The sequence below is a fragment of the Streptomyces sp. NPDC052236 genome, assembly GCF_044548015.1.
Lineage (GTDB): Bacteria > Actinomycetota > Actinomycetes > Streptomycetales > Streptomycetaceae > Streptomyces.
In genome coordinates this window covers 99,034-120,920 of record NZ_JBIUBL010000024.1, presented here as the reverse complement: position 1 = coordinate 120,920, position 21,887 = coordinate 99,034, and the positions used below count along the sequence as shown (strand labels likewise).

General features: G+C 69.8%; 20 protein-coding genes and 5 pseudogenes. 12 read left to right on the top strand and 13 right to left on the bottom strand.

Annotated features, from left to right (window positions below; translation table 11 throughout):
• Positions 1 to 25 precede the first annotated feature (25 nt).
• On the top strand, positions 26 to 550 hold the full coding sequence (locus ACIHCQ_RS32440; RefSeq protein ID WP_399670406.1) for a TIGR03618 family F420-dependent PPOX class oxidoreductase: 525 nt from the start codon (positions 26 to 28) through the stop codon (positions 548 to 550).
• Positions 551 to 847: 297 nt separating this feature from the next.
• On the opposite strand, the pseudogene ACIHCQ_RS32435 reads toward ACIHCQ_RS32440, so the two are convergent.
• A pseudogene (locus tag ACIHCQ_RS32435) lies at positions 848 to 1,407 on the bottom strand (DinB family protein); the annotation flags it as partial.
• A 1,010-nt stretch (positions 1,408 to 2,417) separates the two neighbouring features.
• On the opposite strand from ACIHCQ_RS32435, the gene ACIHCQ_RS32430 reads away from it, so the two are divergent.
• Both ACIHCQ_RS32430 and ACIHCQ_RS32425 read left to right on the top strand, forming a co-directional pair.
• Positions 2,418 to 2,756, top strand: coding sequence for a helix-turn-helix domain-containing protein (locus ACIHCQ_RS32430; protein WP_399670403.1), 339 nt, complete (start codon positions 2,418 to 2,420; stop codon positions 2,754 to 2,756).
• Positions 2,757 to 3,254: 498 nt separating this feature from the next.
• A pseudogene (locus ACIHCQ_RS32425) lies at positions 3,255 to 3,479 on the top strand (transposase); the annotation flags it as partial.
• A 252-nt stretch (positions 3,480 to 3,731) separates the two neighbouring features.
• Here ACIHCQ_RS32425 and ACIHCQ_RS32420 read toward each other — a convergent pair.
• Positions 3,732 to 3,887 carry a hypothetical protein gene (locus ACIHCQ_RS32420; protein ID WP_399670535.1) on the bottom strand — a complete coding sequence of 52 codons (156 nt, stop codon included), beginning with the start codon at positions 3,885 to 3,887 and terminating at the stop codon, positions 3,732 to 3,734.
• A 280-nt stretch (positions 3,888 to 4,167) separates the two neighbouring features.
• Here ACIHCQ_RS32420 and ACIHCQ_RS32415 point away from each other — a divergent pair, with 280 nt between their 5' ends.
• From ACIHCQ_RS32415 to ACIHCQ_RS32395, 5 genes are all read left to right on the top strand, one after another.
• Positions 4,168 to 4,605: a DUF6892 domain-containing protein gene (locus tag ACIHCQ_RS32415; RefSeq protein WP_399670400.1), complete on the top strand. Its 438-nt coding sequence runs from the start codon at positions 4,168 to 4,170 to the stop codon at positions 4,603 to 4,605.
• Positions 4,606 to 4,856: 251 nt separating this feature from the next.
• Positions 4,857 to 5,036 (top strand): hypothetical protein, encoded by a 180-nt coding sequence (locus tag ACIHCQ_RS32410; protein WP_399670397.1) that lies wholly within the window; start codon positions 4,857 to 4,859, stop codon positions 5,034 to 5,036.
• A gap of 65 nt (positions 5,037 to 5,101) precedes the next feature.
• On the top strand, positions 5,102 to 5,260 hold the full coding sequence (locus tag ACIHCQ_RS32405) for a hypothetical protein (RefSeq protein ID WP_399670532.1): 159 nt from the start codon (positions 5,102 to 5,104) through the stop codon (positions 5,258 to 5,260).
• A gap of 184 nt (positions 5,261 to 5,444) precedes the next feature.
• Positions 5,445 to 6,875 (top strand): SWIM zinc finger family protein, encoded by a 1,431-nt coding sequence (locus ACIHCQ_RS32400; protein WP_399670394.1) that lies wholly within the window; start codon positions 5,445 to 5,447, stop codon positions 6,873 to 6,875.
• A 110-nt stretch (positions 6,876 to 6,985) separates the two neighbouring features.
• A complete protein-coding gene (locus ACIHCQ_RS32395) occupies positions 6,986 to 9,421 on the top strand; it encodes a hypothetical protein (RefSeq protein WP_399670391.1) in 2,436 nt (811 codons plus the stop codon).
• A gap of 36 nt (positions 9,422 to 9,457) precedes the next feature.
• Here ACIHCQ_RS32395 and ACIHCQ_RS32390 read toward each other — a convergent pair whose 3' ends face one another.
• Positions 9,458 to 9,664: a hypothetical protein gene (locus ACIHCQ_RS32390; RefSeq protein WP_399670388.1), complete on the bottom strand. Its 207-nt coding sequence runs from the start codon at positions 9,662 to 9,664 to the stop codon at positions 9,458 to 9,460.
• Positions 9,665 to 10,160: 496 nt separating this feature from the next.
• Between ACIHCQ_RS32390 and ACIHCQ_RS32385 the strand changes: the two are divergent.
• Positions 10,161 to 10,265 (top strand): annotated as a pseudogene (locus ACIHCQ_RS32385) (DUF6191 domain-containing protein); the annotation flags it as partial.
• Between the two features lie 826 nt (positions 10,266 to 11,091).
• On the opposite strand, the pseudogene ACIHCQ_RS32380 reads toward ACIHCQ_RS32385, so the two are convergent.
• Both ACIHCQ_RS32380 and ACIHCQ_RS32375 read right to left on the bottom strand, forming a co-directional pair.
• Positions 11,092 to 11,891 (bottom strand): annotated as a pseudogene (locus tag ACIHCQ_RS32380) (alpha/beta fold hydrolase).
• 31 nt (positions 11,892 to 11,922) lie between these two features.
• Positions 11,923 to 12,580: pseudogene (locus ACIHCQ_RS32375) on the bottom strand (transposase); the annotation flags it as partial.
• Between the two features lie 3 nt (positions 12,581 to 12,583).
• On the opposite strand from ACIHCQ_RS32375, the gene ACIHCQ_RS32370 reads away from it, so the two are divergent.
• Positions 12,584 to 12,883: a hypothetical protein gene (locus ACIHCQ_RS32370; protein WP_399670385.1), complete on the top strand. Its 300-nt coding sequence runs from the start codon at positions 12,584 to 12,586 to the stop codon at positions 12,881 to 12,883.
• Between the two features lie 218 nt (positions 12,884 to 13,101).
• On the opposite strand, the gene ACIHCQ_RS32365 is transcribed toward ACIHCQ_RS32370, so the two are convergent.
• The 3 genes from ACIHCQ_RS32365 to ACIHCQ_RS32355 form a co-directional block, all read right to left on the bottom strand.
• Positions 13,102 to 14,175: a ferritin-like protein gene (locus ACIHCQ_RS32365; RefSeq protein WP_399670382.1), complete on the bottom strand. Its 1,074-nt coding sequence runs from the start codon at positions 14,173 to 14,175 to the stop codon at positions 13,102 to 13,104.
• Positions 14,176 to 14,790: 615 nt separating this feature from the next.
• A complete protein-coding gene (locus ACIHCQ_RS32360; RefSeq protein WP_399670379.1) occupies positions 14,791 to 15,111 on the bottom strand; it encodes a hypothetical protein in 321 nt (106 codons plus the stop codon).
• A complete protein-coding gene (locus ACIHCQ_RS32355; protein WP_399670376.1) occupies positions 15,084 to 15,278 on the bottom strand; it encodes a hypothetical protein in 195 nt (64 codons plus the stop codon). Before ACIHCQ_RS32355 ends, ACIHCQ_RS32360 begins: the two co-directional genes overlap by 28 nt.
• Positions 15,279 to 15,412: 134 nt before the next feature.
• Between ACIHCQ_RS32355 and ACIHCQ_RS32350 the strand changes: the two genes are divergently transcribed.
• A complete protein-coding gene (locus ACIHCQ_RS32350) occupies positions 15,413 to 15,568 on the top strand; it encodes a hypothetical protein (protein WP_399670373.1) in 156 nt (51 codons plus the stop codon).
• A 322-nt stretch (positions 15,569 to 15,890) separates the two neighbouring features.
• Here the strand turns inward: ACIHCQ_RS32350 and ACIHCQ_RS32345 are convergent, their stop codons facing one another.
• From ACIHCQ_RS32345 to ACIHCQ_RS32325, 5 genes are all read right to left on the bottom strand, one after another.
• Positions 15,891 to 17,471 carry a ricin-type beta-trefoil lectin domain protein gene (locus ACIHCQ_RS32345; RefSeq protein ID WP_399670370.1) on the bottom strand — a complete coding sequence of 527 codons (1,581 nt, stop codon included), beginning with the start codon at positions 17,469 to 17,471 and terminating at the stop codon, positions 15,891 to 15,893.
• Positions 17,472 to 17,632: 161 nt separating this feature from the next.
• Positions 17,633 to 17,998 (bottom strand): ABC transporter permease, encoded by a 366-nt coding sequence (locus ACIHCQ_RS32340; protein ID WP_399670367.1) that lies wholly within the window; start codon positions 17,996 to 17,998, stop codon positions 17,633 to 17,635.
• A gap of 23 nt (positions 17,999 to 18,021) precedes the next feature.
• Positions 18,022 to 18,159, bottom strand: a complete 138-nt coding sequence (locus tag ACIHCQ_RS32335; RefSeq protein ID WP_399670364.1) for a hypothetical protein — start codon at positions 18,157 to 18,159, stop codon at positions 18,022 to 18,024.
• A 515-nt stretch (positions 18,160 to 18,674) separates the two neighbouring features.
• Positions 18,675 to 19,898 carry an MFS transporter gene (locus ACIHCQ_RS32330; protein ID WP_399670361.1) on the bottom strand — a complete coding sequence of 408 codons (1,224 nt, stop codon included), beginning with the start codon at positions 19,896 to 19,898 and terminating at the stop codon, positions 18,675 to 18,677.
• Between the two features lies 1 nt (position 19,899).
• On the bottom strand, positions 19,900 to 20,670 hold the full coding sequence (locus ACIHCQ_RS32325; protein WP_399670358.1) for an SDR family NAD(P)-dependent oxidoreductase: 771 nt from the start codon (positions 20,668 to 20,670) through the stop codon (positions 19,900 to 19,902).
• 56 nt (positions 20,671 to 20,726) lie between these two features.
• Here ACIHCQ_RS32325 and ACIHCQ_RS32320 point away from each other — a divergent pair, with 56 nt between their 5' ends.
• On the top strand, positions 20,727 to 21,779 hold the full coding sequence (locus tag ACIHCQ_RS32320) for an ArsR/SmtB family transcription factor (protein WP_399670526.1): 1,053 nt from the start codon (positions 20,727 to 20,729) through the stop codon (positions 21,777 to 21,779).
• The last annotated feature ends 108 nt before the right edge of the window (positions 21,780 to 21,887 follow it).

Here is a 21,887-nt window from a genome sequence, read left to right as displayed (position 1 = left end):
GGTACCAGCGAAAGGCCCCTCCCACATGAATGCGCCCACGCCCACGACCGTGATCGAGAACGAGAACGAGACGAATGAGAGCAAGCCGGGCCCCGGACCCGCGCCCCGGGTGCTGACGGAGCAGGAGCTTGCCCGGCTACTGGAGGAGCAGCAGTTCGGAGTACTCGCGAGCGTCAAGCGCAGCGGCCACCCCCACCTGTCGACCGTGCTCTACCGCTGGAACCCCAAGGAGCGCGTCCTGCGGATCTCCACCACGGCCGACCGCATCAAAGTGCGCCAGCTGCGCCACGACCCGCATGCCGCCCTGCACGTCAACGGCCCGAACGTCTGGTCGTTCGCCGTCGCCGAGGGCGAGGCGGAGGTATCGGAGGCGACGACCGTGCCGGGTGATGCGATCGGACGCGAGCTACTGGCCCTGACCCCCGGCTTCGAGGATCCGGAAGAGGAGACGACCTTCCTGGAGCAACTGGTGGCGGATCGACGCGTGGTGATCAGGATCCGGGTGTCTCGCCTGTATGGAACGGCCCTGGACATCCCCGATGAGGATTAGGACAGCCCGGGAGGGCCGCCACGGCAGTTGAGCTTTCCCCTGAAAGAAGCCACAGCATCGATCCGACCGGGCGAACGTGTCCGGCATGAAGAGGGGCGGGAATGCGGTTGCTGACCATCGGGTCAGCGCAGGGTGGAGCTGGACACGTCGATGCCGGACGGCTAGACAAGCACACGAAGTCCCTGGTGGAGACGGATTTCTTGGTCGAAAACCCCTCTACCAGCAGCTTCGCTGCCCTGTCAGCTCAACCGGCGTGTGGATCGGAAACACCATTGAACCCTTACGGCGCGCCCGGGCCTACCCGGGAGTGGTGAAGCGGGCCCGCCACAGGTCGCGGAGCAACGCCATCTCGGCCATGTGGTGGATGAATTCGAGGGTGGCCGCCCCCGACAGCACGGTGATGAATGGGTCGTCGGGGTCGGAGCCGTACGGGTACTGCGAGAAGCCGACCGTGTCGAGCGGTTCGTCGGTGATGGCGGCGACGCTGTCGCGCCGGCGGTCGATCAGCGCCCAGAACCGCTCGAGTGCCAAGGCGGCGGAGGGGGTGAGTCGACCAACAGCTTCGGCTCCTGCCGCCGTTCACCGAAGGTCCACTCGCATCCGCCCGCGAAGCTGAATTGCAGGTGCCCCAGCCGCCACGCGATGGTCGTGACCGGCGCTTCGCCAGGCTCTGGCGCACCGGTGTGGGCGAGGATCTGCTCGACCCGCTCGACATTCACGCTCCAGTCATCGGCGATCTTGGCGACGGTCATGCCGCCGGCGGCCTGCCGGGCAACCTCGGCGTACTCGTTTGCCGGGATGTCCGGGTCGCCCAAGTCGAGCACCCACTCACCCGGCCCGAACGCCCTGGGCGTCGCCGAGGTCGACAGCTGCTTCGAGGTCGCGCAGCTGATGGGAGGAGGCAGCCGAGGCAGCCGGGTCGACGGGACGTTGGGGGCGAGGGTTGATTCCGTCTGCGGTGAGCGTCGTGTCCCTCGGCGCGCCGTCATCCTTTCGGCGGCACGAGGGCGAGCGTGGATCGTCCGCCGGCTCAAAGCCCGGTTCAGGGCGCCGACAGCCTGGCCCGCTGGGAGGCCGTCAGTCATCCGCGACCGCTGTCAGCAAGTGCATGCTTCCTCTGCCTTCTGTGTGCGGAAATCTATGTTGGATGGAGTAGACATTGGGTGGTGGTGTGGTTATGGTTTCTCTCGCAGCCAAGATCGAGCAGGGCCCGGCAGAGATGAACTGCCGGGCAGCAGTACGCAGTTCGGTGCGGTGGTGGAGTTCCGAAGCCAGGGTTGTTGCAGGACGGCGACGGAACTGACGACCGGACCGGGTGGCCCGCAGTGATCAGGGGCCGCCATGAGCAGTAGGCAGTTCCGTAGGTGCAGTACGCAGCAGCGCAGTACCCAGAGGTCTCTCAGTAAAGGCGCCGGCTGCGGGCGCGCGTGCTGAGAGGTCCGGCAGTGGGGTTCCAAGCCAGAGCAGACGCAGGACGGGCGACGGGGCTGGCTGCCGGACGAAGTGGCTCTAGAGGCCACGAGCAGGTCGCATCACCAGCAACACCCAGCAGTTCGCAGCACAGCAGTTTGAAAAGCAGTTGATTCCAGAGGGAAGAACGGAGGATTCGAGCGCCATCAGGATCGCCCGGGCGGCAGCACAGCCCGGGTACGCAAGACCTCAGATAGGCAGGTGGTCTCCGGTCACGCACCGCGATCCCCGCACCCCCGCCCAGCAATTTCCCGGGCAGGGCCTGCGGACACAGTAGGCCGGCGCAGCATGAGGGCCGGCAGATGGTGTTGAAATTCCTTCGGGGCCTTGGTGCCGTACGGCACCAAGGCCCCTCCATGCGTTCCCGCCCACCCAATGCGCTCACCAGCGAGGTGAAATGACAGCAGACGACTCCCTTGACCGTCTCGATGACGACGACTACCCCGCCTACACCATGGGCCGGGCCGCCGAAATACTCGGCACCACCCCCGGCTTCCTCCGCGCCCTGGACAAAGCCCGCTTGATTGCACCGCCGCGATCCGAGGGCGGCCACCGCCGCTACTCCCGTTACCAGCTCCGTATCGCCGCCCGAGCCCGTGAGCTCGTTGACCAGGGCACCCCCATCGACGCCGCCTGCCGCATCGTCATCCTTGAAGACCAACTCGAGGAAGCCCAGCGCATCAACGCCGAATACCGCCGCGCCGCCAACTCATCGCATCCTCCGGCCGCAGCCTGATGCCGGCGCGCCTGCCGGCATCAGGGGGCGCCCGCGCTGAACGGTCCGAAGCCTCCCCGGCTGCTGCTGGTCGCCCAGTCCGTCACCGCCCACTCCCTGGGCGGCCCGGAGATGCGCGAGTGCTTCTCCACCCGCATCCTGGTGCGCTACACCCTCAACGCCTGGCGCATGCCGCCCGGCGAGAACTGCGAGAACTGCGGGTACGCAGCCTGCACTGCGAGGGCACCAAGGTAGGGACGCAAGACCCAGCCTGCTGTGGGCCCTGAGCTTCGCCCTGAGGGGTGAGGCCTGAAGGACTTCCGTCGCGCCGAGACCGAGGGCTGGTTCTCGTACGCCCGCGCGGATATCGAGGTCGCCGACGTCGCCGCGTCGGTACGCCTCGCGTTCGACAAGCCCGCTCGCCCCAGAGCCCAGCTGCTCACCGCCGACACCATCGATCAACTCCTGGCCCTGGAGGGCCGCGAGGAGGACGGCCCAGGCGTTCGCACCGCGGCGTCGGTGAACTCTGACCTGGCCTTTTGTCATACGTTCGGCCGGGGTGAGGGCAAGCACCAGATGGTGCCCGGCTTGCCGTACTCGGTGGTGGCCGCGCTGGAGACGGGCCGCACTTCCTGGACGGCGGTGCTGGACGCGGCCCGGCTGGAGCCCGGCGCCGACGTCGCCGCGGTGACCACGGTACAGATCCGTGAAGTCGTCGAGCAGCTCATCGCTGCCGGGCAGTGGCAGCCGGGCGATCCCAAGGTCCTGGTCGTGCTGGACGCCGGCTACGACGCCCCCGCGTTGCCCACCTGCTGGCCGGGCTGCCCGTCGAGATCCTCGGTTCACAGGCCGAGGACGAAGCGACGGTGCCTCGGCCCCGGTCTCGGCCGCCTTCGCCCACCCCGTGCGACCGGGGTCTCACCGCCCCGCCTGGACGGCGAACGCATGCTGCCGGGCACCTCTCAGGCGTCGGCCGGCGCCACGCGGTCAGGCCGGCTACTCGGGCTCGGCCTCCACGATACGGACGTCCTTGGCGATCGGGTCCTCCGCGACCCTGGCCCGGTAGCGCTCGGCGCCGGCCAGGTCGTAGGTGTCGTACGACGCCATCGAGCTGCCCTCGTAGGTCCACTCCACGCGGTACCGCTCCGGCACCCGATTTCCCTCCCACGCGCTCCACCCGCCGGAGCGCTGTCCGACGCGGACCGTACCCCGCCCGTCGTTCGCACCACACACGTCGACGAGCAGTGTCTCCGGCCCAAGGTCTGTGGTCCAGGAGAGTCTGCCGTTGGGTTGTCCCCACTTGTTCCCGACCGATGCTCGCGCCACGGCTCAGGGCAGGGCCCGAGGTGGCGCAAGCGTACCCGGGGGTACCGATGATGGTGAACAGCCCCGCAGCGGCAGGGATGTCGGCCGCTGTTGATATACGTGTCCCATGACCGTCTTCCGTGACTTCAACTTCAAGCTCCTCGTCATCGAGAAGCTCATGTACTGGGACAAGACGCTGCCGCCTGTGTTCAGCCTGAGGGAGCACATGCGGGCACATGGCGTTAATGACCTCGACACTTACGTCGAGGACAACGAGTTGGAGTACACCATCCTCGACGAGGCCCGCGCGTACTTCCAGGAGCTGAATATCCCCGCAGAGCTGCTCGCTACCGTGGAGGAGTTGACTTTCGACGGCGGGCATCAAGTCTTCATGGAGTGTGCCCCGGTCTGGGACGGCGAGGACGACCTCTTCGACGTCCGCTCCCTCGACGACCTGGACCTGCTGCCGAACCTCAAGCTCTTCACCGGCGGGCGCGCGCTGGAGCACATGATCCCCGGCTCCCTGGAGATCCTGGCTGCCAGGGGTATCGCGGCACGCTACTAGGCCGTGTCCGGTCGATGAGTTGAGTCGTTGATGTGGCCGTTCCTGCCGGTAAGCAATGGTCGTTGTGGCCGGTGGCGGATCAACCTACCTCGACGGCGAACTCGAAACCGACCTGCGCGTCTCCCTCTACTGGCTCCAGGAACGTCGCTCTCCGGATCCCACCGAGGCTCTACCCAGGCTGTAGTCCGCCCGGGTTTTCGGATCTACTCGTCAGGCCTGGTTGACGAGGCGACCCACCCGCAGGAGCGTCGATGCCGCCGGCTGGAGCGCCCGACCTCACCGTCGCCTGCGCCGTCGCCGCCATGTGCCTGATGGACGGCGGCGTTCGGGTTGCCACCCGCGAGCGGCTCACGGCCCTGGCCCGCGGGCCGTGCGACCCGCGGGGCGCTGCCGCCCGCATCGCCGAACAGCTGCGCACGTGGCGGCCCTGAACTCCGGCCGCGAGCTTCAGGACGCGTCGGCCTTGCGCCGGCCCCGTTTGCCGCGGAGGGCCTTGATGAGCTCTGGCGTCCGTGGCGCGCTGGTAGAGCTCTGCCCCGACGCCTGGTGGGGCATCGCGACTCGATATGACAAGACGCCTGAGAGCTATCTCGCCGGCCTCCACCTCCGCACCTCGATGATCTGGACCAATGACCTCCTGCACGCATCTGGTTGATCACAACCAAACAGGCCCTGCCTATACGGCCTTGGGCTATGGGTGGGCGGCCATGCGGATGCTGATCGTCGGGGGCGGCGAGTACCTGGGCGGTGAGCTGGTGCGCCGGGCAGTGGCGGCCCGGGCACGAGACGGTGGCCGCGAGCGACGGGAGTGTCAGACCCTGGGTCTAATGTTCCGTCACATGCCCGCAGCCACCACGACGTACACCTACCGTGCCCCGTCCGCCTTCGACGCCGCCGTGCACGCTCTCGCCCTGCAGACCAGTGGGGGACGCACCCCGGCCGGGGCCGCCGCGAACCCCCGCTTCTTCGACGGGGTCCTCACCGAACCCGAGGCGTCCGCTGCGGCGCTGCTCGCCGTCGCCGACGTGGCGGCCGCCCGGTACTACGATCCCCGGCTGAGCGGGGCCGCGAGCCTCGATCCTGTGGTCACAGCCGGGGGCGGCTGGCTGCGGTTCGAGTCGTTCTCGGGCTGCTGCGGCGTGCACGCCCGGCTGGACGTGCCCCCAGCCGGACTGGACGGCGGGGAGGTCGGCCGCGGCACCACGAACGTCGACATCAACCTCCCGCTGCGGGACGCCCTCGGGCGGCTGACTGCCCGTGAGCCGCTCGGCCTCACCGTCGGGCCCGACGAACTCGCCGTCCGAACAGGCGGCGACCGGATCGTCGAGAAGAAAGTCCCGCTGCCCGACCGCTGGATACGCGGCTTCGCCGAGACACCGGTCATCGCCTCCCAGTTCGACCTCCGCGCCGAGGTGCCCGCCGCCGAGGCGCTCCGCTTCCTGCGCACCCTCCCGCGGGCCGGTTCCGGCAACGCCTCGCGCGGCGCGGGGTGGGTCCTCGCCAACCACGGGCGACTGCGCACCACGTCCCGGCCCGTGCCGGGGGCCGTGTGCCTGCCCGGGCCGCAGCGCCTCACCGCGCTGCGCCGCGTGCTGCGCCACGCGCGCGGCCTCCGCCTCTACGGGCCGCCGGTGACCACCCGCAGCGACACGCAGGCCGCAGCGTGGGAGATATCCCTCCCGGCCGGCCTCCGGCTGACGCTCACGCTGTCGCCCGAGACGGGTCGGGGGTTCTCAGGAGAGGGAGCGGTGTTGGACGATCTCGCCGGGCCGGACGTCGAGGCCGATGCCGAGCTGCTGTCCGTCCTGCTCGCCTGGGACTCCCGGATCGACACCGCCGAGCTGGCTGCCGAGGCAGGGCTGACGGTCGAACGCACCCGCGCCGCGCTCACCCGGCTCGGAGCGGACGGCCGTGTGGGCTACGACCCCGCCGCGACCGCGTACTTCCACCGCGAGCTGCCGTTCGTCCCCGGCCGGGCCGAGGACCACAATCCGCGGCTGCGGGCCGCACGCGCGATCGTCGCCGCGGGCGGCGTGCGCAGCCTGGGCCCGGGCCTCGCGGAGGTCACGACGACCGACGGGCGCACGCACCGGGTGCGGGGCGACGCCGGAACCACCCGTGGGGCGTCGGCGTGTACGTGCCAGTGGTGGGCCGAGCACCGGGGCCGCCGCGGGCCCTGCAGTCACGCCCTGGCCGTGCGCATCGCCGCGGACAACGCGGGGACCGGGGCGACCGCCCCTGGCAACACCGGAGCGGCCCAGGGCCGCTGACCACCCGACGTACCCACCCGACGCACCCACCCAGTGCCCGGCGCGCACCGCATCGCCTCGATCCGCACCACGTACCGACCGAACCACCGCACGGGAGAGTGCCGCCACACATGTCCGACCACCCGCTGTTCACGCTCATCGACAACGGCGACTACCGCGCCGTCCCCGATGCCCTGGCCGCCATGACCGCGGACGAGCGCCGAGCCGCCGTTCCCGAGCTGAAGGCCGCCCGCGCTTCCCTCAGCAGGATCAGCCTGTGGACCTACGACGACCCGCGCCGCATCGCGGTCCAGCTCGCCGGCGCGGGGTGCCTCGCCAGCGCCCCGGCCGTCGCCGAGTGGCTGCTCACGGGCAAGACCCGAGTCACGAGCATACCGAGCTGGCGGCCCGACGCATCCCTGATCGCCTGTCTGTTCGCCGACGGGCCCGACACCCGCGACACCGACTTCCAAGCCGGGCTCGTCCGGCGGATCGCCGACAGCCGCCTCGACGATGGCGAACTGCCCTACTACCACCTAGTCGTCGAGCTGATCCGGCGTTCCGGCTGCCCCGTCCCGACCACCGACGCGTTCGTCCTCACGTGGGCCCGGGAGACGGCCAGCCGCTACGACATCGACACCACCCCGCCGACCTGGGACAAGCGCCCGCTCGCCGTCGTCCTCGCGGACAACCCGTTCCTGCGGCCCCTCACCCACCGCCTGTTCGAGATCGACGGGGTGCCGGGCTACACGAATCTGAGCCCGTACTCCCGCGACGACCCGGACTACTCCTGGCCTGCCGCGCTCGCGGCGCTCGCCTCCGACGGCACCCTCGACGCCTGTCGCCTCCACGACGCCGTGCTCGCTTCGCTGGTCCGCGGCACCGGAGCGGCCGCGGACGTCCGGTTCCGGCTGTGGACGCTGGAGAAGCTCGCGCCCTCGGCGGAGGAGTGCGCGAAGTACGAGGACGACTACGTCCGGCTGCTGCTGGACGGCCCGTCCACCGTCGCCGCCCACGCACAGCAGGTGCTTGGCGGGGTGCTGACGCCCGCCCGGGTCGTCGAGGTGTCACGCGATGCGCTGCTCCGCCCGGAGAAGAAGCTGGTCCGGGCCCAACTGGCCTGGCTGGACCGGGTTGTCCGGCAGGATCCCGCGACCGCGGGCGCCGCGGTCGCGGTACTGACGGAGGCACGGGACTCGCTGGAGGACGCGGCGCTGCGCGAGCGGGTCGAGCGGCTGATCGCCCGTCATCTGCCGCGGAGCGCCGAGGCGCCCGCGCCGTCCGCGCTCCCGCTCCCGGAGCGCGAGCCCGACATCGCCCCGCCGCCGAAGGCGGCGCGGCTGGACGGCCCGGAGGACGACACCCCGGAGGACGTCGCCGCAGCCCTCCGTGTCTGGTGGCGCCGCCACCAGGACGACGGCCTGTTCGAGGACGCCCTGCTGGACCGCCTGATTCGCCACGCCCACCGGGACCGCGAGGGGCTCGCGGCCGCGCTGCGGGCGGGGATCGCCGATCACCTCGATTGGTTCTCTCAAGCCGGGCACGAACCGTGGAACCTCCTGGGGGTGGCGGCGGCCGTGTGCGGGGTGCGGTGTCCGAGTAGCACGTCGATGTTCGACACCATGGTGGAGATTCGGGGCCGGGAGCTGGTCGGACGGGTCCAGAAAGGTGTCACAACGCCATTCCCTCTGGCCACCGCCACACACGACGACGGCACGGTGGCGGCGGCCGAACTCGTCGCACGGATCGCCGAGTACGAGCGACTGGAGGTCGAGCCCGGGCCGGTGGATCTGGCGCAGGCGCTGCTGCGGGTCGCCCCGGAGGACGATCCGGACGTGCGGGAGGCCGCCGACGCGCTGGCCTCGTCCGCGGGGCGCCGCCTCGCGGACCGGTTCCGGACGGGCGGACGGGACACGGATCCGGCCGCCTACCCCGAGCCGTTCGCCACCCTGCTGGCCGGACCCGGCCCCACCAAGGGGCGCAGCCCCGTCCATGCCCGCTCGGTGTTCCCCTGCCGCCCGGAGGACCTCCCGTGCGACCCGGACGTCCAGGCCGACTGGGCGTGGTACATCGCGCGCCGCAGCGGCGCGCGTATGGACTGCCGGGCCCTGGAGCGGCTTGCGTCGCTGCCCGGCCTCAAGGGCGAGGCGGTGCACCGTGCACTGGCCGTGGGGCTGAACGATGACCGCCGCGAGCACCGGGCGGCCGCGGTGGACGCACTGGTCGTCATTGTCTCGCGTGGGGAGTTGGACTCGGCTCGGCTGGCCGCGGCCCTCGCGGAGCTGACGGTGCCGGTGGCCTCCCGCCTCGCGTCCGGGCTGAGGGACGCCTCGGCGGCGGTGGGGGCGAGGGCGGTGTGGCCAGTGCTGTCGGGGCTGCTGCCGCGGCTGCTGCCGTCCGGCGCGCGCATCCACGGCCTGAGCGATCTGCTGGCGCTGGCGACGGACCTCGCCGCCCGAGCCGGGGCGTGCGCCGAGATACCCGGCTTGGCGGAGGTGGCGTCCCGGCCGCCGAAGTCCCGCCTGGTGAAGGAGGCACGCCGACTCCGCGGCGCCCTGGCCGGGTGACGGGCCGGGGGTGCTGTGGCGCCCCCTCCCGCGTCCTCAGTGGTGGAGGGACTCGCTCGTCGCCCCGGACTGCCGCGGCCGGTCCCGCCACTTCGCAGCTCCTCCATACCCGAACGAGGTCCTTTCAGGCAGCACACCCTCGAACTGCTGCCGCAGCCGCTCGGGGCACGGGCCATATCCGGCGATCGGCAGATATGGCCCCGTGAACTCCCATTCCTCGTCCGTCGGCTGCACTCGTGTCACGCCAGAAGATCTATCGGTCCGGGCCCCGCCGCGTGGGCGAACCCCAGGGATTGATCACGACTCGATAGGCGTTCTGACCCCGGCAAGCTTCAAGATCACCCGTTGCCCCTTTGACGCGTACCTGGTGCCGACGCCAATTGCGTCGGATGCGAATAGGCGACACTCGTCCTGGAGTCCAGTCCGGAGCCGTAATCGGGCGGTTCTACCAGGGATGTTGACCTCGGCACTGCACCTGACGGCACCTGGTCGACGGTTTGCCGCTGCTGCGGCCGGAGGAGCAGGTCTTCGAGGCGATGGTGAAGGGCTGGCGCAGTCAGCAGCTCGCCCGGAATCTCTCGCTCGGGTACGTCGGTGATCAGGAGCGTACGCTCCGGGCCTTCGCACGGCCCGAGCTGGAGGCGTTCTTCGATCACGCCGACGAGGAGGTCCTGCCTGTTCGGGGCAAGACCGAGGACATGAACGGCCCGGGACGCTCCTCGCCTCACTTCGTTGGCGTCGGCGCAGCTCGCTCGTCCTGCGCGACGACGAGGAGGACGGGGCCCCGCCGCACCGCACCAGCATCGACCTGGACGGAGGCGCGGCGGTGGTGCGTCTCCCCTGAGGCGCCACGACTGCCGCAACCAGGGTGGCGTGCCTGCCGCGCGCGCCGGAAAAACCAGGTGCGTGCGGCGGGCACGCCACCTACCGTGCCGTGCATGCGCGTCGTTTTCACTAAAGGTCCCGGTACGAGTTACGACATCGCCGTGCACCGCGAGACCGGTGCCGCGCTCGCCCCGCGCAACGGGCCCGGCGGGCATCCGTATCTCCCGCACGACCTGGTGCACTTCCTCGTCGAGGCGGAGGCGGGCATCAAGCTCGGGGTCTACGGGCGGCTGGCCGCCGGTGACAACGGCCTGTTCTGGCCCGCCGACCCCGTGGAGCGCGCCAAGGCCGCCCGGCGCCGCAAGTCGAAGCGGGTGAAGTCGTCCCCCCGGGCGAAGGCCGACATGGCCAGGTCGGAGGAGCTGGCGGGCATCGCCGTACCCGTGTGGGAGGTGCGGCACGGCCACGCGCGGGAGCTGCCGGCGTATGTGACGGCGGGGGAGATCCCCCCGGTGGTCGACCGGATCGTCTCCCGGTTCGACGACTGCACCGACCGCTGGCACACGCTGCCGGTCGGAGGTTCGCTGACCCTGACATGGTGACGCCGACTCAGCCAACCTGGCCCAGCTGCCACTCATCGGCCTTGGCGAGGACGACGAGGGATGGGGGAGCCTGGATGTCGCAGGTGTCTCTCGATCTGCCGGATTATTGTCAGGGGTGAGGCGCCGGACCCGGGAAGGCCTGGACGAAGGTTGGTTTCTGACGCGTGAGCAATTGCCGAGATCTCTGGATCGATAGCGATCTGCGGTATCTGACTTCCTCATCGTCGTGGCCGGGCAGGGTCGTCAGGCGAACTCATTGAGGAAGTCCGAGAGCAAGGTGTGCAGAGTTTCGGGCTGTTCCAGGTGCAGGTCGTGGCCGGTTCCGGGGATGCTGACGCCCACGGTGGCGGGTCGCTGACGCAGCATGTTGTCGGCTTCGTGCGGAGGGATGATGCTGGACTGGGCCAGTACGACCAAGGTCGGGCACGTGACTTGTCCCCAGTCCTCCCAGAAAGAACGCCGGGCGTTCTCCGCCAGTGAGCGGACCATCACGTCCCGGTCGAAGCGCGGCCACCAGGAACCGCCGCGTTCTTCCAGACCGGCCGCCCAGCCTTCGCCGACCGGTCCACCGCCGAGAAACTGTGCTGCCGCCTCGCGTGAGGTGAAAGGCGTCGGCCACGAGTCGAGCCATCCGCCGATCCGGACGGGACTGTTCGCATCCGCACGCCTGGGCCGGCTTCGATGAGTACGAGCGCGCGCACCCGTTCGGGGTGTGCGGCGGCAGTGAGCATGGCCGTGTGCCCGCCCAGTGATTGGCCGACCAGGACCGGCCGGCGCAACTCAAGCTGATCGATAGCGGTGATGACGTCGGCGACGTAGGCAGCGCGGGAGGTGTCCTGCGGGTGGCGTTCGCTGGCGCCGTGCCCGCGTTGGTCGAGTGCGACGACTTGATACCGGGGGCTCAGGCGCCGGGCCGTCGCATCCCACTCACCTGCGTGGCCGGCCAGGCCATGCAGCAGCACGATGGGCTGCCCCGGACCACCCCAGTCCCGGCAGGCGATTCGGACACCGTCTCGCACCACACTGCGCTCAGACCAGTTCACGCGGGATCTCCATGGGATCGGCTGGCCTTGATCATGCCGCAAGCTTCTCCGGGAGCTCGACCAGGTGGCCGCGTTCGAAGCGGGCTCCGGCGCGGACGAGCGCGACGAGGTGGGGTGCGTACACGGCCCACCAGCGAGCCTGGGCCGACTCGACCAGCTTGAAGACCATGGCCGGCCCGGCGGCCCACCTTCGGCGCCCTTGGTGACCTTCGTCCGCAGTCGCACGGTTGCGAAGGCCGACTGGAAGAACGCCAGCAGTTCGTCCTCGTCATCGGTGATCTGCTTGACAGCCTTGGGATACTTTGCGCCGTACTGCCGCGCGAACGCGACGACGGCCTTGCGGGCCGCTTCGTTGTCCTCGGCGTTGCAGATGTCCTGGATCGGGCGCTTGGCGGCGGGCTGCTCGGACTTCGCAAACGTGTCCAGGACATTGGCGGTTTTGTGTACCCAGCACCTTTGTTCGCGGGTGTCGGGAACACCTCGGCCAGCGCCTTCCAGAAGCCGAGTGCGCCGTCGCCGACGGCCAGGACCGGGGCGCGCATGCCCCGGTGGGCGCAGTCGCGCAGCAGGCCCGCCCATGCCTCCGTCGACTCGCGGTAGCCGTCGGCCAGGGCGATCAGCTCCTTGGTGCCGTCCGCCCGCACGCCCATCACCACCAGCACGGCGGCCTTGGCCTCCTCAGCATGTACGGGGTGGACTGGAAGGACCTGTCCCGACTGGCCGGCCACAAGCCCCTCCGTTTCCTGGACATCACCGGCTTGGACGACCTGGAGGACGTCAGCGCCCTGACCGGGCTGCCCGACCTCGCCGAAGTCCGCTTCCGCGACAACGCCGTCCTCACGGACTGCCGCCCGCTGCTTGACATGCCGTCCCTGAAGCGGGTCACGATGACGCGCCGGATGAACTCGAAGGCGTACTTCGGCAATCCCGATCCCGTCATGGTCGGACTCGAGGCACGGTGCCCGGTGACGAGCGCTACGAGCGGGTTGTGACTGTGCCTTTCGGTAAGACGGTGACGTTGCCCAGCCATCTGCAAGCCGTCAACCCCATGCCACCACTGGGCGAGACACACCCAGTCCTCGGGGCGTATGTCCGTCTCGGATTTCGGCAGCTCGCCTCTTCCCTCAATGCCACCTGGCAGGGCATCACGATCATGGCGGCAAGCTCCTCAGGACCGTTTAGCATGCCCAGGTTTGAGGAGATGGGTCTGTCACGTTTCGGGTTCTTCGGTGTACAGGAATTCGGGGCCGTAGGTCTTCCCGCTGCCGTCAGGCAGTTCGAGCGTCATCAGGGCCCGCGCCTTGGGGCTCATCCGGAACATGTGCCCCACGGCCGCCCGCACGTGTTGGGTGGCCGTGTTCGGATCGTCCGCCTGCCATGCCCTTTCCAGAGTCCGCAGCATCGAGCTGAATTCCGTGTTGAACGCGTCCAGGGCCTGCTGGACCTCGGGGCTGGGCACGTTTTGTTCGTCGTTGGCCCACCCGCCCTGGGGGACCCTGCCCATGGGGTGGGCTGGGGGCAGCGGGATCTCGTCACCCGCGTAGTCCCAAACGTCCGGAGATTCGGAGATCTTGATCAGTTTCTTGCCGTGGAACAACTCGCGGAACACGTAGAAGTGCGCCAGCTCTCCGGAATTTTCGGGGAAGGGGTTTTCGGGTGAGGTGGAGGTTCCCTCGCCCTGTTCTTTGATGATGTCGATGGCATCGCGGACTTTTTCGATCGTGCCGAGCGGGACGATGTCGTTTCCCTCCCCGTGGTGGGCCATGGGGAAGTCGACCTGCCGGGTGCCCTTGATCAGGTGTTGGTGCTTCTCGAACGCCTCTTCTACTGCGGTGTAGAAGGCGCCGATGGTGGTGAAGGACTCGGACTGGGCGACGGGTTGGTCCGGGCGCTCGATCTCGGAGAACATCTCGACTGAAGCCTTGCTCAGGCCCTCAAGGAAGACGATCAGCTCGGGCCGTACGCCACCCGGCAGCGGGCGTTCGTACTTCGGCACCACCTTCGGGTCGGCGATGACCGGAGATCCTCCGATGCTGGTGAGCATGTTGCACACCAGCCCCATGTGGGTCATCTCGTCGAAGATGACCCGCCGGATAGCGTCGTAGACCGGTCCCGAGCCTTCCCGGATCGACCAGAGGGCACTCGCGTAGGGGCCGATGGTCGCGACCTCGACCATGATCGCCTGCTGCAGGGCGTTCTTCAGCCACTCCTCGTCGCGGTCTGGCGGGAGGACCGCCATCAGTTCGACGATGGCGTTGCTTTCGTATGCGAGGATTTGGTTCACGCCGCACCCTTCTCATTCATATCTGGACCGCATTGCGTGGCATGAGGTACGTACGTTCACTTACCGACGGCGGCAATCTATGTCGGCCTGCGGTCCGGACGGCGGATGCGCCCATGTGGTTCACCTGATCGAGTTTGCCGTTTGCCGTGGGGCGTTACCTGTGTCGAGCCCACGGAAAGGGTGACGGCGGACAGTCCGCCGCGACAGCAGGAAGGAGCGCGAGATGATAGTGCGCTTCATGCGTGGCCCGCTCGGTGGCCGTGAGCTCGTGACCGGCCCGAGCCCGTGGGCGGGCGGCTGGTTCCAAGTCGGTGACGGCGACTGGACGCTGTACGTGCCGACGCACCCGGCGCAGTGCGGCGTGCTGCTTGTGGAGGAGTACAGGCCGACCCGGACAGCAGACGAAGCAGAACTGAGAGAGACAACAGGGCCCGCGCCTCCGGCGGATTCCAGGAGTCGTTGCAACACGTGGTTGGTTGATCAGGCCGCAAACAGTTTAGACAGACGCTCGGCTGGGGTTTCCCAGCCGAGCGTCTTGCGTGGGCGGCGGTTGAATTCGGCTGCGACGGCGACGTTCGACACTGACCTTCGTCGTTACAAGCTCCGTTGAACAGATCAAACTTCGCGCTCATGGCTGTGCGGAGGATTACTGGGGCCGGGATTTCGGCCTCCGGGGTGCCCTCTCCCTCCTGTTATCCCCTCCCCCTGGGGCAGCAGCGCCTCCAGGGCCAGCGGCTGGTGTGGGATGAGCCGCTGGTCGTACGGACCGTAGGGGATGAGTTCGCTCCACCACTGGGCGGCGGGGTCGTAGCGGGCATGGGCGATGGCGCCGACCAGGTCGGAGTCGCGGGCCTGGAGAACCCGTAGTGCGAACGCGGGGCCGTCGGGCAGGTGGGCGATCCCGTCGATCACGAGCTTGCCGAGCTCGGTGGACATGACGGGGCCCGTGCTGTCCGGGCGAGCCCGGAGACCTGCCGTACGGCGTCCGCGTACACGTTCACGGTCCGGGCCAGTGGGAGGCCGAAGTAGCGGCGCGGGCCCGTGTCCCATTCCACGAACATGTAGTACGGGACGATGCCCAGCTCCACCTGTTCCTGCCACATCCGGGCCCAGATGTCCAGGTCGTCGTTGACGTGCCGGATGACGGGGGCCTGGGTGCGCAGGACCGCGCCCGTTTCGCGCAGCCGTCGCAGGGCCGGCGGGCGAGTGCGGGGTGGAGCTCGCGGGGGTGTGAGACGTGGAGCATCAGGGCCAGGTGGCGGCCGGAGGCGACGACGCGTTCGAAGAGGCGGAGCAGGTCGTCGGCGTCGGGCGCGGTGAGAAGGCGTTGCGGGGAGAAGGAGGCGGCCTTGGTGCCGAGGCGGACGTACGGATGCGGGGGTATTTGTGTTGAAGTCCCCAGCCGTCGTTCGGCACGTTGAGCCGGAGCTGGCCGCCCGGGTGTGGGTTGAGCCGGTCGCGCAGGGTGGCCACGGTCGTGCGCAGCGGCTGCTCACCGGCCTTGTGCGCTGCCTCGACGGCGGCGGGCGTCGGTGAGCGCGGATTCACGTTCCCCGACCCCGGTACGGCCGGTCACGGGGGCGTCCATCGGTCGTACCCGGCCGTCGTGACCGGCTGGTTCCGGTTCCGGATCCGGATGCGCTTTGCGGGCGGAGCCGGCCCGGGTCCGACGGACCGGTCCGTTGCCGTGCGGAGCGCGGATGACGGCGGGCGCCTTATCCGGCGGCCGACGTGTCCGGGACCGTCTGCGACGGCGAGGTTACGGGTGGGGACGCCTCGTCGGTGCGCCAGCGCTGGGACCTGCGGATCCTGTCCTGCGGGACGGGCTCCAGAAGGATGATCGACCCCTCGACCCGGAGATCGGGCGTCACGGCGACTCCGGGCTCCTCAACGGAGGTGAGCAGGCCGTCGGCTGCCAGGTCGAACCGCGTGTCGCCGGACTCCTCGCCGTCCGGGCCCGTCGAGGCGCCACATGGGCGCAGTGCGAGGTTGCCGTTCAGCTCGGCGTGCAGGCACAGCCCCGGGTCCGCCCGGCTCCGCAGTCGGCCCCTGTCTTCCAGCAGCCACACCTGGGTCGCCGATCCCCCGCACTGCGCCGTCACCGCGGGCGCGCCCGCCACCGCGTTGGAAGCGGCTATGTCGAGGCACAGCCCCGTCCTGGAGTTCCGCAGCCGCGTGACCAGAGCCTCGCCCGCGCCGGGCGCCGCGGACGTGCCCGGTGACCGGGTGGGAGCGGCGGACGACCCGGTGGCGGGGGCGGAGGGGTTCCGCGTGGGTCCAGGCGCCGGACCACCCGTCTGTTCCCCGTCGTCACCGGTTCCGCTCAGGGCCATCGGGATCGCCACGATCACCCCGAGCAGCACCACGCCCATGGCGACGAGTAACGGCAACCGGCGGCGCCGCCGCCGTGTGGGCTCGGTCGCGGCGCCCGCGTGCTCCAGGACGGACTCCGACCGCGCGCGAGCCGACGCGATCGCCGGGCGGGCGGGCCGGGTCGCGAGGTAGTCCGCCGCGCGGAATCCCACGACGGCGTCGGCGAGCAGGGTGCGGAGCCGGTCCGGGGACTGGTCCAGTTGGTCCACCGCCGCCCCGCAGTAGGCGCAGCCGTCGAGGTGTTCGAGCACCTCCGCCGGCGTCCTCCCGGACCCGGGGCGGGAGTGGACGTCGATGAGTCGGTTGTAGCGGCGGCAGCGCTCGTCGGGCGCCAGGTCGAGGTGGGCCCGCACGCACTCGTCGCGCAGCAGGGTTCGGGCGCGCGCCGGGTTCAGCAGGGAGGGCTCGGCGTCGAGCAGGGACGCCACCGCCTCGATGTCCTCCGCCTCGACCTCGGTGTGCCACAGCAGCACCTGGGCGCGGTCCGGCAGGTTCCGGTAGGCACGCCGGAGCAGGTTCCTGTCTCCGGTCCCATGGTCCGTGGCGGACGCCGCCCGGTATGCGGGACGGGTTGCGCCGTCCCGCAGGTCCGGATGGAGGGACGAGCGCCTGTCGTCGGCGCTCCATTCCCGGGCGGCATCGAGGACCGCCGCGAGTAGCCGTGGCCGCCACGGGAAGCCGGCACCGGCGTGCGATGCCGCGTCCCCGTAGGTGTGGCGGAAGGCCTGCCCGGCGAGCCGCTCCGCGGCGCCCGGGCTCGGCCCGGTGCACAGCGCCGCGTAGTCCAGGACGGGTTTGCCGTGCAGCGACAGCAGTTCGTCGACCCAGGATGCCGCATCTCCTGCTTCCTGTTTCCCCGGCTCGGCCTGCTCGGAGACGAAATGCTCTCCGGGCCCGGAGGGGAAAACCTCTCCGGATGCCATTCGCTCTCCTCCGCCGAACGGAGGCTCCGTCGCGAGAGCACCATCCATGAAACCGGTCCCCCTCCCTGTTCCGTACCGTTGACGCGTCCGTCCGCCAGTCCGTACGTCCTGCACCATGACATGGTTCACCGCATCCGGGAGGCGCAGTCCCGGACGCTCTGCTACTCGGCCTTGACGGCGGTCAGGATGTTCAGGCCGACCGCCCGGCGGGCTGCCCAGATCGCGGCGAGCACTCCGACACCGCCGGCCATCACCAGGAAGAGGGCGATCCTCCAAGGCACGACCATCTCATAGCCGGTGATGGTCCCCTGGGCGAACGTCCCGGCCGCCCAGACGAGGAAGATGCCGGTCCCGATGCCAAGCACGGCACCGAAGAGGGAAATCAGCAGGGCCTCCCACCGGATTATCCGTCTGTTCTCGGCGCGATCGAGGCCGACGGCCCGCAGCATGCCGATCTCACGGGAGCGTTCCAGGACGGACAGGACGCGGGTGTTGACGACGCCCAGTACGGCGATCAGCACGGCCATGGCCAGCAGTCCGTAGAGGACGTTCAGCAGGAGGGTGACATCGGTACGGCCGCTCGACTGGGCGATTCGTCCGGGGTCTGGATGCTGATGACCGGGTTGTCGTCCAGCGCGTGGCGGATCGCCGAGCGGGCCCGGTCGCTGGTGCCGGAGGAGGTGCGCACCAGGACGCGGTGGCCCCGGTGTCCTGGACGCGGGCGGTCGCCGCCTCCCACGTCAGCTCGGCGGCTTCACGGGCCGGGCTCTGCGCGTGCCGGTCGTTCGGGATGTCCACCCGGCCACGGTAGTGGCCGCCCCCGGCGGCGGCCTCGCTCCGGGGCTGGGTAGCCGTACCGGCTGGGGCGAATCTTGTGGGGCCGTATGTCGAGCTGTCGTACATGGAAGATGTACGCGAGCGCCGTCGGCGTCCGCTGCTGGACTGTGTGACGGCCCGGTTCGAGGACGTGGCTCCGGTACGGCCGTTTCGCCGGGCGCATGGTGAGCGTCATTTCCCGGGCCGGCGCTGGTCGGCTACGACCGGACGGCATGTGGGCGCCATCGCCTACCACCTCCGGCACACCGAATCCTGGAAGGCACGCGTCAAGAGCTCATCGATCTCGAAATGGGATTGCTTGAGAGGGTGTCGACCGAGTTGTTGCTGACGATGCTGACAGGCTTTACCGGCAGCAGCGTTGAGACGTCAGGCATCTCGGACGAGGGTGTCAGCGTCAGCGCTGACTGAATCCCCGGCCAACCGGGGCCTTCGGCCGTGCAGTGCCACAAGGTGGCGGGCCAGGGGGAGTGCGGCGAGCAACGCCACGAGCGCGCACACGCCCCGCCAACCGCTCTGGCTGTAGGCGTGTACCCCGAGCCAGGAGCCCGCGCTGCCGCCCAAGTAGGCGCAGGTCATGTAGGCGGTGTTGAGCCTGCTGTGGGCGTCAGGACGCAGGGTGAAGACCCGGGCCTGGTTGGCGACCATGCCGCACTGCATCGCGACGTCGAGCAGCAGCGTGCCGAGGATCAGGGCGGTCAGACCCAGCGCGCCGCCCCGGGCCCCTACGGTGAGGACCGCGGCCGAGACAAGGACCCCCAGTGTGCAGACGAGGTTTACCGGATCGGGCCCCCGGTGGTCCACCAGGCGTCCGGCGAGCGGGGTGCAGAGCATGGTCGCCGCGCCGACCAGGGCAAGTATCCCGACCGCCTGGGCGCCCAGGCCGTAGGCCGGACTGGTGAGGAGGAGCGCCAGGCAGGTCCAGACGGCCGAGAACCCGGCGAAGATCGTCGCCTGGTAGAGGCAGGAGCGGCGCAGGTCCGGCTCGGTGCGGAGTAGGCGCAGCGACTCGGCCAGGAGCGCCGGGTAGGGCCGGCGCGCGGGCGGGGTGGTGACCGGTACCGCGAAGGCCAGGACGGTTGCGAGAAGCAGTACCAGGACCGCAGCCACCAGGTAGGGGGCCCGCCACCCCAGCCATTCGCCGAGCGTCCCGCTGAAGGTGCGGGCCAGCAGCATGCCGCCGATTGACCCGCTCAGCAAGGTGCCGATCACCGCTCCGCGGCGATCGGCTGCCACAAGCCCGGCCGCCAGCGGGGCGATGATCTGCGCGGCCACGGTGGTGACGCCGACGAGAGCGCTGGCGGCGACGAGGGTGGTGAGGGTGGGTGCGAAGCCTGCGGCGAGCAGGCCTACGCCGGTGAGGGCGAGCAGGGTCACGAGGAACGTACGGTGCGGGAGCCGGTCGCCGAGCGGCACCAGCAGGAAGATACCGGCCGTGTAGCCGACTTGGGTAGCGGTCACGACCAGCGCGGCGGAATCGGGGGACACCCCCAGCCCGGCGGCGACCAGGGGGCTGACCGCCTGAGGGAAGTAGATGTTGCCCACGGCCACGGCGCAGGTCACGGCCAGGATCAGGACCATTCGGCGGCTCATCTCAGTCCACCGGCCCGCCGGCGACGTAGATGACTTGGCCGGAGACGAACCCCGCCTCGGGGCTTACGAGGAAGGACGCGGTGTGCGCGATGTCCTCCGGCTGCCCCACGCGACCGACCGGGATGGATCGCGCCGCGATGCGCTGGTGCTCTTCGAAGTCGCGGCCGAGGCGCCGGGCCGAGGTTCTGGTCATGTCGCTCGCGACGAAGCCCGGGGCGATGGCGTTGGCGGTGATGCCGTGCTGTCCGAGCTGTAGGGCGAGCGATTTGGTGAAGCCGATCAGACCGGCCTTGGCGCCGGCGTAGTCGACACGGCCCGTGTCACCGAGCGCGGAGATGCTCGACATGTTGACGATCCGTCCCCAGCCCGCCGCCCTCATATGCGGGCCGATGGCACGGGTGACGAAGAACGGGCCGCGCAGATTGACTCCCAAGACCGTGTCCCACTGCTGCGTGGTCATCTCCGCGATGTCGGCATTGGGTCCGCCGACGCCGGCGTTGTTGACCAGCACCGTCGGCGGCCCCAGCTCGGCGGCGACCCGGGCGACGGCGGCGGTCACCGCGGCCTCGTCGGCGACGTCGGCGGCGACTGCTGTCGCTGACCCGCCGTCGCTCGTGATGGCCTCCACCGTGGCGGCGCAGTCCGCCTCGTCCAGGTCGATCACGCCGACCGCCAGTCCGTCGCGCGCCAGCCGTTTGGCCACTGCGGCGCCAATACCGCGTGCCGCGCCTGTGACAACCGCCGTGCGCTGCCCATGAGTTGTATGTGTCATGCGGCGAAGTCCACGGCACCGACGCCCCGGTGCCAATCGATGTAGCGTATGGCTTAATGATCAGCTTTGTGCTTGGCGTCGAGGACCTCGCGGACACGCGATTCACCGTCTCGCCCTTGAACGAGACCGTGCTCAGCCTGCGGGTCCTGCGTGATCCCGGCCTGTCCGCGTTGCACCTCCCGTGGCGCAGGTCCGTATCCGGCGAACTCGATGCGCTCGACACCGGCCTGCTCATGTCCCTGGTCGCGGCAAGGCACACTCTTCCCGACTTCCTGACCCCGCGGCCTGCGAGCTTCGCCCCGGCCTTCGATGAAGAACTGGCTGTCGTCCGCCAGACCTCTCCGGATCTGGTCCGCCGCGACCTGCTGGCCGCGCACGCACCGGACCCGCTTCCCGAAGCTCTGCACGACGCCACCGCTGCCGACGACGCGCCGGTCATCAGACTCCGCGGCGCCATCTGCGAGCTCTTGCGGCAGTACTGGGACGTCGCCATCAAGCCGATGTGGCCGCAGATGCAACTCTTGCTGGAAGCTGACATGACCTACCGTGCGCGGCGATTGGCCATGGGAGGCGCCCGCCTGCTGTTCGCCGACATGCACCCGAATCTGCGATGGCACAACGGCGTGCTGCACATCGACAAGATGATCGGCAGGCACCGCGTCGCGGCCTCCGGTCGAGGGCTGCTGCTGGTGCCGTCCGTCTTCGCTCACAAGCCGGCGCCTCCCGTCAGTCCAGAGGAACCGCCGCTGCTCGCATACCCCAGCCGTGGAGTAGCCACGCTATGGTCCTCGGCGCCACCCGTTGACGCGCCTGCTCTCGTGTCGCTTCTCGGTGCGCCAAGGGTGACGCTGCTCAATCTCCTCGCAGAGCCGCTGCCCACGATCGAACTCGCCCGCCGCCTCAGGGTGACCCCGAGTGCCGTGTCCCAGCACCTGCGCGTGCTGTATGCGACGGGTCTGGTCACCCGGGCCCGCAGCGGACGGCAGGTCCTGTACCGCCGTAGCCCTCTCGGTGACCAGCTGGCCGACCGGCGTCAGCCCCACCAACTCGCGACCTTTGGCAAAGGACATCAGCCGCTGCGAAAAGCAATCGGTCGGCATGGTCCCTGATTCGGGTGGGCAACGTGCGGCCTCCGGGCCGCATCCTTCTGGGCGTGATCGAATCCGGTCTTCTCCGACCGTCGCGTGCCTGCCCCGGGCGCATCGTGACCATCGACG